General features: G+C 72.6%; 14 protein-coding genes and 2 tRNA genes. 7 read left to right on the top strand and 9 right to left on the bottom strand.

The genetic code is table 11. The annotated features are described in order from the left end of the window. Positions 1-60: 60 nt before the first annotated feature. The 4 genes from rsrA to ABZY31_RS24950 form a co-directional block, all read right to left on the bottom strand. Positions 61-408: a mycothiol system anti-sigma-R factor gene (gene rsrA / locus ABZY31_RS24935; RefSeq protein ID WP_356413970.1), complete on the bottom strand. Its 348-nt coding sequence runs from the start codon at positions 406-408 to the stop codon at positions 61-63. After that, entirely contained in the window at positions 405-1,049 is a 645-nt protein-coding gene (locus ABZY31_RS24940; protein ID WP_356413973.1) for a sigma-70 family RNA polymerase sigma factor, read from the bottom strand. The genes rsrA and ABZY31_RS24940 overlap by 4 nt, the downstream gene beginning before the upstream one ends. Before the next feature lie 358 nt (positions 1,050-1,407). Continuing rightward, on the bottom strand, positions 1,408-2,067 hold the full coding sequence (locus tag ABZY31_RS24945) for an alpha/beta family hydrolase (RefSeq protein WP_356413975.1): 660 nt from the start codon (positions 2,065-2,067) through the stop codon (positions 1,408-1,410). 101 nt (positions 2,068-2,168) lie between these two features. Next, positions 2,169-2,984 (bottom strand): SOS response-associated peptidase, encoded by an 816-nt coding sequence (locus tag ABZY31_RS24950; protein WP_356413977.1) that lies wholly within the window; start codon positions 2,982-2,984, stop codon positions 2,169-2,171. Between the two features lie 54 nt (positions 2,985-3,038). On the opposite strand from ABZY31_RS24950, the gene ABZY31_RS24955 reads away from it, so the two are divergent. The 4 genes from ABZY31_RS24955 to ABZY31_RS24970 all read left to right on the top strand — a co-directional run bounded on the left by ABZY31_RS24955 (position 3,039) and on the right by ABZY31_RS24970 (position 6,722). Next, positions 3,039-3,764, top strand: coding sequence for a M50 family metallopeptidase (locus ABZY31_RS24955; protein WP_356413979.1), 726 nt, complete (start codon positions 3,039-3,041; stop codon positions 3,762-3,764). Between the two features lie 127 nt (positions 3,765-3,891). Further along, on the top strand, positions 3,892-5,232 hold the full coding sequence (gene aroA, locus ABZY31_RS24960; RefSeq protein ID WP_356413982.1) for a 3-phosphoshikimate 1-carboxyvinyltransferase: 1,341 nt from the start codon (positions 3,892-3,894) through the stop codon (positions 5,230-5,232). 8 nt (positions 5,233-5,240) lie between these two features. Next, positions 5,241-6,251 carry a ribosome small subunit-dependent GTPase A gene (gene rsgA / locus ABZY31_RS24965; protein WP_356413984.1) on the top strand — a complete coding sequence of 337 codons (1,011 nt, stop codon included), beginning with the start codon at positions 5,241-5,243 and terminating at the stop codon, positions 6,249-6,251. Between the two features lie 147 nt (positions 6,252-6,398). Beyond that, positions 6,399-6,722 (top strand): multidrug efflux SMR transporter, encoded by a 324-nt coding sequence (locus ABZY31_RS24970; RefSeq protein ID WP_330298490.1) that lies wholly within the window; start codon positions 6,399-6,401, stop codon positions 6,720-6,722. Here ABZY31_RS24970 and ABZY31_RS24975 read toward each other — a convergent pair. Then, positions 6,688-7,239: a TetR/AcrR family transcriptional regulator gene (locus ABZY31_RS24975; protein WP_356413987.1), complete on the bottom strand. Its 552-nt coding sequence runs from the start codon at positions 7,237-7,239 to the stop codon at positions 6,688-6,690. The genes ABZY31_RS24970 and ABZY31_RS24975 overlap by 35 nt on opposite strands. A gap of 142 nt (positions 7,240-7,381) precedes the next feature. Between ABZY31_RS24975 and hisN the strand changes: the two genes are divergently transcribed. Next, entirely contained in the window at positions 7,382-8,185 is an 804-nt protein-coding gene (hisN, locus tag ABZY31_RS24980) for a histidinol-phosphatase (protein WP_356413990.1), read from the top strand. A gap of 109 nt (positions 8,186-8,294) precedes the next feature. Continuing rightward, the gene (locus ABZY31_RS24985; protein WP_356414056.1) at positions 8,295-8,705 is read left to right on the top strand and encodes a CBS domain-containing protein; all 411 of its coding nucleotides are present in this window, start codon (positions 8,295-8,297) and stop codon (positions 8,703-8,705) included. Between the two features lie 82 nt (positions 8,706-8,787). Here ABZY31_RS24985 and ABZY31_RS24990 read toward each other — a convergent pair whose 3' ends face one another. Continuing rightward, a complete protein-coding gene (locus ABZY31_RS24990; protein WP_356413992.1) occupies positions 8,788-10,257 on the bottom strand; it encodes a catalase in 1,470 nt (489 codons plus the stop codon). Positions 10,258-10,387: 130 nt separating this feature from the next. Here ABZY31_RS24990 and ABZY31_RS24995 point away from each other — a divergent pair, with 130 nt between their 5' ends. After that, the gene (locus tag ABZY31_RS24995; RefSeq protein ID WP_356413995.1) at positions 10,388-10,807 is read left to right on the top strand and encodes a Fur family transcriptional regulator; all 420 of its coding nucleotides are present in this window, start codon (positions 10,388-10,390) and stop codon (positions 10,805-10,807) included. A gap of 164 nt (positions 10,808-10,971) precedes the next feature. Here the strand turns inward: ABZY31_RS24995 and ABZY31_RS25000 are convergent. The 3 genes from ABZY31_RS25000 to ABZY31_RS25010 all read right to left on the bottom strand — a co-directional run bounded on the left by ABZY31_RS25000 (position 10,972) and on the right by ABZY31_RS25010 (position 13,314). Further along, a tRNA-Met gene (locus tag ABZY31_RS25000) sits at positions 10,972-11,045 on the bottom strand. Positions 11,046-11,115: 70 nt separating this feature from the next. Next, entirely contained in the window at positions 11,116-12,993 is a 1,878-nt protein-coding gene (locus ABZY31_RS25005; protein ID WP_356413998.1) for a tetratricopeptide repeat protein, read from the bottom strand. A gap of 247 nt (positions 12,994-13,240) precedes the next feature. Beyond that, positions 13,241-13,314, bottom strand: a tRNA-Met gene (locus ABZY31_RS25010). Positions 13,315-13,347 lie beyond the last annotated feature (33 nt).

Consider the following 13,347-nt stretch of genomic DNA (forward strand, 5'->3'; position numbering starts at 1 on the left):
CACCTTCGGGTGAACGAAGGCTCTTTCCGGGGGTGGCCGTTCAGGAGGGGACGAGCGGGATCAGCCCGCCGCGGGACCGGCCGGACCGGCGGTGGCCGTGGGCTCGGCGGCAGCCGTCGGACCGGCGGTGACGTCGTGGTCGGGTACGGCCTGCCCCGAGCGGATCAGCTCGATGCGGCCCATCACCTTGGAGCGCAGGTCCTGCGGCACGTCGTCCGAACCGCAGCAGCGCTTGACCAGCTTCTTCACGGCCTGTTCCAGCCCGTACTTCTCCAGGCAGGGATTGCACTCGCCGAAGTGCGCCTCGAACTTGGTGCAGTCGCTGTCCGGCATTTCCCGGTCCAGGAACTCGTACAGGTGGTCCAGGACCTCAGAGCATTCCGTCTCGTGCGGATCTCCGCAGCTCATGAGTCCGAGCCTTTCCGGTCGTTCGACTCTCCCGCGCCGGCGGGGACGAGCCCGCGCTCACGGGCGTAGTCCTCCAGCATTCCGCGGAGTTGGCGGCGTCCACGGTGCAGTCGCGACATGACCGTACCGATGGGTGTACCCATGATGTCCGCGATCTCCTTGTACGCAAAGCCCTCTACGTCGGCGAGATAGACGGCGATGCGAAACTCCTCCGGAATGGCCTGGAGCGCTTCCTTCACGTCCGAATCGGGCAGGTGGTCGAGCGCCTGCGACTCGGCGGAACGCAAACCGGTCGACATGTGCGACTCGGCGCGCGCCAGCTGCCAGTCCTCGATCTCCTCCGCCGCGCTGCGCTGGGGTTCGCGCTGCTTCTTGCGGTAGGAGTTGATGAAGGTGTTCGTCAGAATGCGGTAGAGCCACGCCTTGAGGTTGGTGCCCTCGCGGAACTGGTGGAAGGACGCGTACGCCTTCGCGTACGTCTCCTGGACCAGGTCCTCGGCGTCGGCCGGATTGCGCGTCATGCGCAGCGCGGCCGAGTACATCTGGTCGAGGTAGCCGAGGGCGTCCCGCTCGAAGCGCGCGTTGCGCTCCGGGGTCGTCTCCTCCGCCTGGCCTTCGTCGGTCCCAGCGACAGGACCCACCTCCTCCGACAGCGTGGCGGCTCCGAAAGCGGACCCGCTCGAATCGGAGAATAGTCGACCTTCCCGGCCATCCGCCGCCCGGAGGGCGCCGTGCCTGGACCCGGGCAGCACCGTCCACTCCAGGCCGGCCGCGGCCTGCGGACGGTTCTGACTGATGACCTGGCTCATGCGCTCCCTCTCCAAGGCGAGATCCCGTACGTTCCGACATCCCGCTCAACAGCGGGGCCGGGGCACGGCATTCCCCGGCGCCCGCGCAGTTTCCGGGGAGCGCGGAAACGGCTTGAATGCGAGGTGGGTCACAAGGCCGGGAAATGTGTCAGGTCCTTGCCCGATCGCATTCACGGCGGTCCCGGAAATTTCACAGGGGCAGCCCGTCGAGCCAGCCCGCGACCGCGTCCGTGATCACCGCGAGCGCCTCCTCCTGGGTGACCTCCGCCCGCTTGGGCACCGCGAAACCGTGGTCCCCGTACGCCACCTCCACGAGCCGGTACGTGTCCCCCGCGCCCGGGACCGGGAACTCCGCGGGGTTTCCGAAGGGATCCCGGCCGCCTTGTACCACCAGCGTCGGCCGTCCGGCGCCCTGCAGTTCCGCCAGCCGGGTCTTCTCGGGCCGGCCCGGCGGATGCAGCGGGAAGGCCAGCGCCAGCACCCCGGCCGCCCCCAGCTCCCCGGCGGTCCGGCAGGCGACCCGGGCCCCCGCGCTGCGCCCGCCCGCCACCACCGGCAGCCCCGGCTCCGCCAGCGCGGGCCACAGGGCCCGCCACCCGGCGTCCAGGACCTTCGGCGCGGCCGCCACCTTCTTGCCGGCCACCCGCCAGGGCTGCTCCACCAGGGCGACGGTGATCCCCCGCGGGGGCAGCGCGGCCGCCAGCGCGACCAGGTCCCGGGCCTCGATCCCGCCGCCCGCGCCGTGGCCGACGGCGAGCACCAGCCGCGGCCGCGCGGCCGGGTGCCAGGTGATCCGGGCCTCGCCCGCCGGGGTGTCGACGCTTCGGACGTGCTGCGTGCGCGTGGTCATGCCCCCATCCTGCCGGGGCGGGGGCGGGGGGGTGCGGCGGCGGGCGCGGGCGAGGTGCGGTGCCAGGCGTCGCAGGCCAGGCGGGACTTTGAAAACACGCCCTAGAAAAGCGTGGCTTCCTCGGGCGCTTCCAGCTCCGTCAGCAGCTCGGGGCCGTTGTTGCGGACGCTGCTGACCGAGGTCGAGACCGGGTAGGCCCGCATCAAGCCGCCCGGCGGCGGTTCCAGCAGGGCGCGCAGTTCGGCCTCCTCGGTGCGCGCCGGGTCGAGCCAGGCGTCCCAGCGGTCCGGGGTCAGCATGAGGGGCATCCGGGGGTGGATGTCGGAGAGCGAGCGGGGCCCCTCGGCGGGCGGCGCCGCCAGCGGGGCGGTCTCGGCCTCGGCGGTGATCACCGAGCAGGTGGCCCACCAGGCGAGCGGGTGGTCGTCGGGCAGCGTCCGGTCGCGCCAGAACTCGTATATGCCGGCCATCGCGAAGACCGAGCCGTCGGCGGGGAGCACGAAGTAGGGCTGTTTGCGGGCCCGCTTCTTCTTGCCCTCGACCTCCAGCTCCCGTTCGTCGTGGGCGGTGACCCACTCGTAGTAGCCGTCGGCGGGGACGATGCAGCGCTGCCGCGCGAAGGGGCGCCGGAAGGAGGGCTTCTCGTGCAGGGTCTCGGACCGGGCGTTGATCATCCGGGCGGCGCCCTCGGGGCTCTTCGCCCAGGAAGGGACCAGTCCCCACTTCAGGACGCGCAGCTGGCGAACCGGACGCCGCTCGGGCGCGTCTTTCAGCGGACGGTCGAGGACGACGAGGACCTCTTTCGTCGGCGCGACGTTCCAGTCGGGCGCCAGGGCCTCCGCGGGCTCCCACCGCTCGACGCCGAAGACACCCGCCAGCTCCTCTGGCTCACGACTCGCTGCAAACCGTCCGCACATGGCTGCCAGACTGCCATGACACCCGATCGCCACCGCAAGGGAGCCGGCACCGCCGTGGAAGACACGCACAGCACCATATCGGCGGCCGGCCTGTGGGACCGGCTCACCGGCCTGCAGCCCGCGCCCGCGACCTGGCTGGTGATCACCGCGGCCGTCGTGGCGCTGGCCGTGGTGGCGCCGCGCCCGCTCTGGCTGGTCTCGCGCAACGCCGTGACCATCGCGCACGAGGGCGGCCACGGGCTGGTGGCGGTGCTGACCGGGCGCAGGCTGGACGGGATCCGGCTGCACTCGGACACCAGCGGGCTCACCGTGAGCCGGGGCAGGCCGAGCGGGATCGGCATGATCCTCACGGCCGCCGCAGGGTACACCGCGCCGTCCCTGCTGGGGCTGGGCGGCGCCTGGCTGCTGGCGGCGCACCGGATCACGCTGCTGCTGTGGGTGGCCACCGCGCTGCTGCTGGCCATGCTGGCGATGATCCGCAACGCGTACGGGGTGCTGACGGTCTTCCTCAGCGGCGGTGCGTTCCTGCTGGTGTCCTGGCTGGCCCCGGCGGAGGTGCAGGCGGCGTTCGCGTACGGGGTGGTGTGGTTCCTGCTGCTGGGCGGGGTGCGTCCGGTCTTCGAGCTCCAGCGCAAGCGGCGCGGGGGCGGAGCGCCGGACTCGGACGCGGACCAGCTCGGGCGGCTCACCCACGTGTACCCGGTGATGTGGCTGCTGCTCTTCCACGCCGTCTCGCTGTGCTCGCTGATCGGCGGCGGGCGCTGGCTGCTGGGCCTGTGAGCCCGGCGCGCGCCGGGGCCGCCGGGCGCGCGCGCCGCCCCGCACCGGCGCCCGTCCGGTGCCCACCCGCTGAGACCCGCCCGCTGATCAAGATCCGGGTCGCGCCCGACCAACTAAAGTGAGGGCCATGACCGACACCCCCGCGCCGTCCGCCCTCTGGCCCGCCCCCCTCGCCGAGGGGCCCGTCCTGGCCACCGTCACCGTTCCCGGGTCCAAATCGGTCACGAACCGGGCCCTGGTGCTGGCCGCCCTGTCCTCCGAGCCCGGCTGGGTGCGCCGGCCGCTGCGCTCGCGGGATTCCCAGCTGATGGCGGACTCCTTGCGGGCCATGGGCGTGGGCATCGAGGAGACGGTCTCCTCCAGCTCCGCCGGTGAGGGCGAGACCGGCGAGGCCTGGCGGGTCATCCCGGCCGGCCTGCACGGCCCGGCGACCGTGGACGTCGGCAACGCGGGCACGGTCATGCGCTTCCTGCCGCCCGTCGCCGCCCTGGCCGCGGGCGACATCCGCTTCGACGGGGACCCGCGCTCCTACGAGCGCCCGCTCGGCGAGGTCATCACCGCGCTGCGCACCCTGGGTGCCCGGATCGACGACGACAACCGGGGCGCGCTGCCCCTCACGGTCCACGGCACGGGCGCCCTGGAGGGCGGCACGGTCGAGATCGACGCCTCCAACTCCTCGCAGTTCGTCTCGGCCCTGCTGCTCTCCGCCCCGCGCTTCAACCAGGGCGTCGAGGTCCGGCACGTGGGCGGCAACCTGCCCTCGATGCCGCACATCCGGATGACGGTGGAGATGCTGCGCGCGGCCGGCGCCCAGGTGGACACCCCCGAGTCGGGCGGCGAGAAGAACGTGTGGCGGGTGACGCCCGGCGCGCTGCTGGGCCGCGACATGGTCGTCGAGCCGGACCTGTCCAACGCGCAGCCCTTCATGGCGGCCGCGCTGATCACCGGTGGCACGGTGACGATCCCCGACTGGCCCCGGCGCACCACCCAGCCGGGCGACGCGCTGCGCGCGATCTTCACCGAGATGGGCGGCTCGTGCGAGCTGACCGACGCGGGCCTGGTGTTCACCGGCACCGGCAAGATCCACGGCATCGACGTGGACCTCGGCGACGTCGGCGAGCTGACCCCGGGTGTCGCCGCGGTGGCCGCGCTGGCGGACTCCGAGTCCGTGCTGCGCGGGGTGCAGCACCTGCGGATGCACGAGACGGACCGGCTGGCGGCCCTCACCGCGGAGATCAACGCGCTGGGCGGCGACGTCACCGAGACCGCCGACGGCCTGCACATCCGCCCGCGCCCGCTGCGCGGCGGGACCTTCCACACCTACGACGACCACCGGATGGCCACCGCCGGCGCGGTGATCGGCCTGGCGGTGCCCGGCGTGCTGATCGAGAACGTCGCCACCACGGCCAAGACGCTGCCGGACTTCCCGAAGATGTGGGCAGAGATGCTGTCGGGAGCGGGAGCGTAGGGACCGTCATGCGCAGGTACGGCAAGAACACCGACGAGGACGACATCCGCCAGCGGCCCAACCCCAAGGGCAACCGGCCGCGGACCAACATCCGCCCCAAGCACGAGGACGCCGCCGAGGGTTTCGTCCTGACCGTGGACCGGGGCCGGCTGACCTGCCTGGTCGACGGCCGCACGATCCACGCCATGAAGTCCCGCGAGCTGGGCCGCAAGGCGGCGGTGGTCGGCGACCGGGTCTGGATCGTCGGCGACCTGACGGGCAAGAAGGACACGCTGGCCCGGATCGTGCGGATCGAGGAACGCAAGTCGGTGCTGCGCCGCACCGCCGACGACGACGATCCCTACGAGCGCGTGGTGGTGGCCAATGCCGACCAGCTGGCCATCGTGACCGCGCTGGCGGATCCGGAGCCGCGGCCCCGGATGATCGACCGCTGCCTGGTGGCGGCGTACGACGCGGGGCTCGAACCGCTGCTGGTCCTCACCAAGTCCGACCTGACCTCCGCGGACAAGATCCTGGAGATCTACTCGACCTTCGGCCTGAACTACGTCGTCACCAACCGCGAGGAGCTGGCGACGGGGGACGCGGCCGAGCGGGTCCGCGAGCGGCTGAACGGGCGGATCACCGCCTTCGTCGGCCATTCGGGCGTCGGCAAGACCACGCTGGTGAACTCGCTGGTCGCCGAGGGCCGCCAACGCGCCACCGGTGTCGTGAACGCGGTGACCGGCCGCGGCCGGCACACCACCACCTCGGCGCTCGCGCTGCCGCTGCCGGGCGGCGACGGCTGGGTCATCGACACCCCGGGCGTGCGCTCCTTCGGCCTGCACCACGTGGATCCGTCCCGGGTGATCCTGGCCTTCCCGGAGCTGGTGCCGGGCACCGAGGGCTGCCCGCGCGCCTGCAGTCACGACGAGGCGGACTGCGCGCTGGACCAGTGGGTGGAGGACGGCCACGCGGATCCGGCGCGGCTGTATTCGCTGCGGCGGCTGCTGGAGACCCGGGAGCGCCGCGAGGGCGACTGACCGGGCGGCGGGGGCGGCCGGCCTGCCGTCCGCGGACGGTGGTTGATCGTCCGCGGGGTTTGCCGGACGCCGTGTCTGGTAAATGCATGATCGCACCAAGTGGCGACGGCGCGAGCCGGGCCGCACCAGCGCGGGGAGGCATTCGACATGGCGTGGCTGCTCGTCGTGGTCGCGGGAATCCTGGAGACCGGTTTCGCGGTCTGCCTCAAGCTGTCCCACGGATTCACCCGGCTGTGGCCGACCATCGCCTTCGCGTGCTTCGCGCTCGGCAGCTTCGGCCTGCTCACCCTGGCGTTGAAGAAGCTCGACGTCGGCCCGGCCTACGCGGTCTGGACGGGCATCGGCGCGGCGGGCACCGCCATCTACGGCATGGTCTTCCTCGGCGACCTGGTGTCCACCCTCAAGCTGGTCTCGATCTCGCTGGTCATCCTCGGCGTCATCGGTCTCCAGCTGTCCGGCTCCACGCACTGAACCCGGCGCCCAGCCCCAGCAGGTCCGCCATCGGGGCGTCCCCGGCGGGCGCGATCACGTAGGACAGGGCCAAGCGCACGACCAGCTCGCAGCGGTAAGCGCTCCACTCCCCCGGCGCCAGCGCGGCGGCCGCACGGTCCCGCACGGCCCGGGCGAGTTCCTCCGGCCGCGGGCCGGGCACGAGCAGCGGGAGCCGGGCGTCCCAGCACCCCGTGAGCAGGGCCCGTAACAGCGGGCGCGCGCCGGCGGAGCGCACGGTCCAGTCCGCCAGCTCCGCCATCCGCTCCCGGTCGCCCGCCCCGGCGCCGAGCACCCGGTCGACCCCGGCGAGGTAGCGGTCGGTCTCGCGGCGGACCAGCGCGCGGCCCAGACCGTCCTTGCCGCCGAACTCGTTGTAGAGGGTCTGCCGGGACACCCCGGCCGCGGCGGCCACCTCGACCATCCGCACGACGGGCCACGGGCGCGCCGCGAGCGCCGCTCCCGCCGCCTCCAGCAAGGACTCCCGCGCTGCCGGCATCTTCGCCTCCGCTCGTCTGTCCGTCAGCGTTGACGCGTGCGGAAGAGCTGTCAAGGGCCGCCGTCGGCCGCCCGCCGGGCCGGTCGCGGGGCGGCCGTGGACACCGTTGGTCCGGCCGATCCGATCTCGGTACTGTTCGGCCATGTCCGAGTATGACGATGATCTGCGCCTCGCCCACGAGCTGGCCGACGCCGCCGACGCGGCCACGATGGCCCGCTTCCAGGCACTCGACCTCAAGGTCGAGACCAAGCCCGACATGACGCCGGTGAGCGAGGCCGACCGGGCCGCGGAGGAGCTGATCCGTGCCGGCATCGCGGCCGCGCGGCCGCACGACGCGGTCCTCGGCGAGGAGTACGGGGTCGAGGGGACGGGCCCGCGGCGCTGGGTCGTCGACCCGATCGACGGCACGAAGAACTACGTGCGCGGGGTCCCGGTGTGGGCCACGCTGATCTCCCTGATGGTGGAGGGCGCGGACGGCGCATGGCGGCCGGTGGTCGGCGTGGTGTCCGCGCCCGCGCTGGGCCGCCGCTGGTGGGCCGCCGAGGGCGGCGGGGCGTACACGGGCAGCGGCCCGGCGGACGGCACCCGGATCGGGGTCTCCCGGGTGGGCTCCCTGGCGGACGCGTCCTTCTCCTACGCCTCGCTGGGCGGCTGGGAGGAGCGCGGACTGCTGCCCGGGTTCCTGGACCTGACCCGCGCGGTGTGGCGGACCCGGGCGTACGGCGACTTCTGGCCGTACATGCTCGTGGCCGAGGGCGCCGTGGACATCTGTGCGGAGCCGGAGCTGTCCCTGTGGGACATGGCGGCGAACGCGATCGTGGTCCAGGAGGCGGGGGGCCGGTTCACCGGCCTGGACGGCGTGGACGGCGTACACGGCGGGAACGCGGCGGCGTCCAACGGCATCCTGCACGATGAGCTGCTCGGGTACTTGCGCCCGCGCGACTGAGTGCGCCCCCTTGATGACACTCCGTGTCCGTGGGAATCTGGGGCTCCTCCGCTTGTGGGTTTGTGAACCGGGCGGGGGGTCTCACCCCTAGGAGGTGGCTGTCTTCATGATGCTTGTCCGTGACGCCATGAGCACCCTGATCCTCACCCTCGGTCCCACCCACACCCTCCGGCAGGCCGCGTGCCTGATGTCCGGGCGGCACGTCGGCGCGGCCGTCGTGCTCGATCCGGAACACAGCGGCATCGGCATCCTCACCGAACGTGACATCCTCAACTCGATCGGCGCGGGGCACGACCCCGACCGCGAGATCCTCAGCGCGCACGCCACCACCGACGTGGTGTTCTGCTCGCCCGACGCCACCTTGAACGAAGCCGCCGAGGCGATGGTCCGCGGCGGCTTCCGGCATCTGATCGTGCTGGAGGACGGCGGCCCGGTGGGCATCGTGTCCGTGCGCGACATCATCCGGTGCTGGCTGCCGCAGCGGCGCACGGTCCTGCCCGCCCCGTCCCCCCTGCGCTGAGCCCCCCGGCCGCCGGGGGAAAGCCGACGGGCCGCAACCCCGGTGGGGGTTGCGGCCCGTCGCCTCACGACAAGCGGCCGGGTCAGCCGCGAAGGGCCTGGACCGCGGCGTCGAGCCGCTTGCCGAAGTCGCCGTCCGCCTGGCGGAAGTTGTTGATCGCACGCTCGACGATGTCGTCGCGGGAGACCTTGGCGATGAAGCCGGAGAGGTTCTCGATCAGACGGGCCTTCTCGTCCTCCGAGTACAGCCGGTAGAGGTTGCCCGCCTGGACGAAGTCGTTGTCCTCGCGGTGCACGGCGGCCGGGTGGTTGCCGGTGCCGCCGGTGAGGGAGACCGGCTGCCACAGCGGGCGGTCCGTCTGGTGCGGGCCGCCGAAGCTGTTCGGCTCGTAGTTCTTGGCACCCGCGTGGCGGCCGTCGTACAGGTAGCCGTCACGGGAGTGGGTGCGCGCCTCGGTGGCGTGCGGGCGGTTCACCGGCAGGTGGTCGGCGTTGATGCCGACGCGGTAGCGGTGGGCGTCGCCGTAGCCGAAGAGACGGCCCTGGAGCATCTTGTCCGGGGACGGACCGATGCCGGGGACGAAGTGCGCCGGGGAGAAGATGGACTGCTCGACCTCGGCGAAGACGTTCTCCGGGTTGCGGTTGAGCTCCAGCTTGCCGATCTCGATCGGCGGGTAGTCCGCGTGCGGCCACACCTTGGTGAGGTCGAACGGGTTGAAGCGGTAGGTCGCCGCCTCGGCCTCGGGCATGATCTGCACCTGGACGGTCCAGCTCGGGAAGTCGCCGCGCTCGATGGCCTCGCGCAGGTCGCGCTGGTGCGAGTCGGGGTCCTCGCCGGCGAGCTTGTTCGCCTCGGCCTGGGTGAGGTTCTTGATGCCCTGGTCGGTCTTGAAGTGGTACTTGACCCAGAAGACCTCGCCGGCCTCGTTGTTCCACTGGAACGTGTGCGAGCCGAAGCCGTTCATGTGGCGGTAGGACGCCGGGATGCCGCGGTCACCGAAGAGCCAGGTCACCTGGTGGGTCGACTCGGGCGACAGGCCCCAGAAGTCCCAGACGTTGTCGGCCTCCTGCGAGCCCGTGTACGGGTCGCGCTTCTGGGTGTGGATGAAGTCCGGGAACTTGATGGCGTCCTTGATGAAGAACACCGGGGTGTTGTTGCCGACGAGGTCGTAGTTGCCCTCTTCGGTGTAGAACTTCAGCGCCCAGCCACGGGGGTCGCGCACCGCGTCCGCGCTGCCGAGGTTGCCCGCGACGGTGGAGAAGCGCAGGAACGTCTCGGTCTGCTTGCCGACCTCGGACAGGAACTTCGCCCGGGTCCACTGGGAGACGTCGCGGGTGAGCGTGAAGGTGCCGTAGGCACCGGCGCCGCGGGCGTGCACCACGCGCTCCGGGATCCGCTCGCGGTTGAAGTGCGCGAGCTTCTCGAGCAGGAGCTGGTCCTGGACGAGGACGGGGCCGCCGACGCCCGCGGTCTCACTGTTCTGGTTGTCGGCGACCGGAGCCCCGGCCTCCGTGGTGAGCGGTCCCTGCGTCACGTGCGCCTCCTGCGTCATTCCTGCAAGTCCTGTCCTTGGCGTTTGCCGTAACCGATCCTACGATGGACTTTGTCTAAGTCAAGTAAGAATCCAAGTCCACACTGATTCGGGATCTACACCGAGTCACCGCGCTGTTAGGCTGGCTTCTATGAGTGACCTGCTGGAGAGACTTCGTGGACGCGGCTGGCGCATGACGGCCCAGCGGCGCGTCGTGGCCGAGGTGCTCGATGGTGACCACGTTCACCTGACGGCCGACGAGGTGCATTCGCGCGCCGTGGCCAAGCTCCCGGAGATCTCCCGGGCGACGGTCTACAACACGCTCGGCGAACTCGTCACCCTGGGTGAAGTCCTGGAGGTCTCGACGGACCACCGGCGCGCCAAGCGGTACGACCCCAACGCCCACCGGCCCCACCAGCACCTGGTCTGCGCCCAGTGCGGTGCGATCCGCGACGTCTTCCCGGCGGGCAACCCGCTGGCCGACCTGCCCGACAGCGAGCGCTTCGGCTTCGCCGTCTCGGACGTCGAAGTGACCTACCGCGGGATCTGCCCGAACTGCGCGGGCGCGTAGCGCGCCGGCGACGGCCGTGCCGTCACCATTGCGACGAGGAGGGCCGGGGTCGCGACCCCGGCCCTCCGCCGTACGTTCTGCGCGCACTGCCGTTCTTTGCGCACTGCGCAGCCGGAAACGACCGAAGGCCCGGATCCAGGGGATCCGGGCCTTCGGTGATGCAGTAGCGGGGACAGGATTTGAACCTGCGACCTCTGGGTTATGAGCCCAGCGAGCTACCGAGCTGCTCCACCCCGCGTCGGTAAACCTGACTCTACGCGAAGGTCGGCTGCGGGAGCAAATCGATGGTCCGGGCCCCGCGCGGGAGGTCAGGCCGAGAGCTCCTCGGCCAGCGCCTCCCGCAGGCGCGCCGCCCGCTCCGAGACCTCCGCCGGTCCGAGCTCCATGGCCCGCGCGCACCACTTCTGGCCCTCGGCCAGGTCGCCGTGGCGCGCGGCGAACAGCCCGAGCCGCAGCGCCGCCCGCCCGTGGCCCGCCACCGCGGCCCGGGTCCACCACAGGGCGGCCTCCGGCTCGCTGCCCTCGCGGGCCAGCAGCACCCCGAGGTTGAAGGCCCCGTTGCGGGAACCGGCCTCCGCCGCCTCCCGGTACCAGCGCGCCGCGGCCGCCGTGTCACCGCGCCCGGCGGCCAGCATGCCCACGCGGACCTGCGCCCGGCGGTGGCCCTCCTCGGCCGCCCGCTCGTACCACTCCTCGCTCTCCGACTTCGGCGCGCCGGCGACCGGCTCGCCCAGCGCCACCGGCTCCGGCGGCGGAGCCAGCGACTCCAGCAGCGCGGCCAGCCGGAACGCGGCCTCCGCGCTGCCGCCGCCCGCGGCGCAGCGCAGGTGCCGCTCGGCCGCGCGCTCCTCGCCGTCGCGCACCAGTGCGATGCCGACCTGGAGGGCCGCGTCGGTGTGACCGGCCGAGGCCGCCCGCTCGTACCACTTGAGCGCCGTGCGGTCGTCGTCGCGGCTGGCGAAGAGGATGCCCAGGTTGAAGGCCGCGTCCACGCTGCCCGCCTCCGCGGCCTTGGAGAACCACGGCTCGGCGCCGGCCGCGTCCCCGCCCTGGAGCAGCAGGATCGCGAGCGCGTTGGCCGCCTCGCGGTGCCCGGCATAGGCCGCGCGGCGGTACCACTGCTCGGCCTGCGCGGTGCGGTCCTGTGCGGCGCACAGCAGGGCGAGGTTGTACGCCCCGTTCTGGTCGCCCGCGTCCATGGCGGCCCGGTACCAGCGCTCCGCGGTCTGGGTCTCGCCGCGGGCGGCGTGCAGCGCGCCCAGCGCGTTGGCGGCGTTGCCGTCGCCGTCCTGGGCGGCCCGCAGCCACCAGGTGACCGCGCTGTCCTCGTCCCCGGCGTCGCGCAGCAGGAAGCCGAGGGCGCAGGCGGCCCGCGCCTCGCCCTGCTTGGCCGAGCTGAGGTACCAGCGGCCGGCCTCCTTCAACTCCCCGCGCGCCTCCAGCAGGGCGCCCAGGTGCAGCGCGGCGCGCCGGTGCCCGCGCGCGGCGGCCTGCCGGTACCACTGCTCGGCCTCCTGCGGCCGGCGGCGCCTCAGGTGCCGGGCGAGCCGGTAGGCGGCCTCGCGGTGGCCCTGTTCGGCGGCAGCGCGCAGCCACCGCTCGGCTCCGCCGTCGCCGCGGTGCTCCAGCAGGTCGGCGAGGCCGTAGGCGCCCAGGGCGTGGCCGGATTCCGCCGCCTGGCGCAGCCAGTACTCCGCGGCCGGCTCGTCGCCGCGCTCGCGGTAGTGCCGGCCCAGCGCGTGGGCGGCGGGTGCGGATCCGGCCACGGCGGCGACCCGCCACCAGCCGGCCGCGTCGTCCGGGTACCCGCGCTGGTGCAGCAGGACGCCGAGGTTGTTGGCGGCCGCGCGGTCGCCCGCCGCGGTGGCGCCGCGCAGGTACGGCTCGGCCCCGGCGAGGTCGCCGCGGCGCAGCAGCAGGGCCCCGAGCACGCTCATGGCGCCCGGGTCGCCCTTGTCGGCGGCGCTGCGGTGCCGTGCTTCCAGCTCGGCATCGCTCGCGGCGTCGGCCTCGGCTCCGTCGAAGACCTCGTCGGTGCGGTACGCGGGGCGTCGGTCCGCACCGGTCCGTGCGGGTTCCGCGCTCACGACAGCGGCCGGTTCACCGGCTCCTGTGCCCGTTTCGGCCTCCCCCCTCACAAACCGCCCTGTCTCCAGCAGAGTTGACCTGTCCCCCATATATCCCATCGTCGCATCACCTGCTACCCGCGTACACCTGGTATGTCGCAGCCAGTGAGGTCACTAGGAGGTCACTACAGCGCTTTGTCGACTTGCCCCCATTACGGCAAGTCAAACACGCCCGGGCCCCAACTCACCCACCTCAGCTACCTCGTGGCGTGTCCCGCGTATGCCGGGGGCACGGGTCGTCGCGACGTGGTCCCGGATCGGGCACGACGAAGGCCCGGATCCCATGGATCCGGGCCTTCGTCTTCAGTAGCGGGGACAGGATTTGAACCTGCGACCTCTGGGTTATGAGCCCAGCGAGCTACCGAGCTGCTCCACCCCGCGTCGGTGAAACCACAGTACCACGACGCGGAACGG

This window comes from Streptomyces sp. NPDC006529, assembly GCF_040611795.1.
Classification (GTDB): domain Bacteria; phylum Actinomycetota; class Actinomycetes; order Streptomycetales; family Streptomycetaceae; genus Streptomyces.

What these genes read in the sequence shown, in the direction of transcription:
- ABZY31_RS24945 (WP_356413975.1), bottom strand. Translation starts at nt 2,067, where the DNA reads ATGACCACGCGCACGCAGCACGTCCGAAGCGTCGACACCCCGGCGGGC.
- hisN (WP_356413990.1), top strand. Translation starts at nt 7,382, where the DNA reads ATGTCCGAGTATGACGATGATCTGCGCCTCGCCCACGAGCTGGCCGAC.
- ABZY31_RS24990 (WP_356413992.1), bottom strand. Translation starts at nt 10,257, where the DNA reads ATGACGCAGGAGGCGCACGTGACGCAGGGACCGCTCACCACGGAGGCC.
- ABZY31_RS24975 (WP_356413987.1), bottom strand. Translation starts at nt 7,239, where the DNA reads ATGCCGGCAGCGCGGGAGTCCTTGCTGGAGGCGGCGGGAGCGGCGCTC.
- ABZY31_RS24970 (WP_330298490.1), top strand. Translation starts at nt 6,399, where the DNA reads ATGGCGTGGCTGCTCGTCGTGGTCGCGGGAATCCTGGAGACCGGTTTC.
- ABZY31_RS24995 (WP_356413995.1), top strand. Translation starts at nt 10,388, where the DNA reads ATGAGTGACCTGCTGGAGAGACTTCGTGGACGCGGCTGGCGCATGACG.
- aroA (WP_356413982.1), top strand. Translation starts at nt 3,892, where the DNA reads ATGACCGACACCCCCGCGCCGTCCGCCCTCTGGCCCGCCCCCCTCGCC.
- rsrA (WP_356413970.1), bottom strand. Translation starts at nt 408, where the DNA reads ATGAGCTGCGGAGATCCGCACGAGACGGAATGCTCTGAGGTCCTGGAC.
- ABZY31_RS24985 (WP_356414056.1), top strand. Translation starts at nt 8,295, where the DNA reads ATGCTTGTCCGTGACGCCATGAGCACCCTGATCCTCACCCTCGGTCCC.
- rsgA (WP_356413984.1), top strand. Translation starts at nt 5,241, where the DNA reads ATGCGCAGGTACGGCAAGAACACCGACGAGGACGACATCCGCCAGCGG.
- ABZY31_RS25005 (WP_356413998.1), bottom strand. Translation starts at nt 12,993, where the DNA reads ATGGGATATATGGGGGACAGGTCAACTCTGCTGGAGACAGGGCGGTTT.
- ABZY31_RS24950 (WP_356413977.1), bottom strand. Translation starts at nt 2,984, where the DNA reads ATGTGCGGACGGTTTGCAGCGAGTCGTGAGCCAGAGGAGCTGGCGGGT.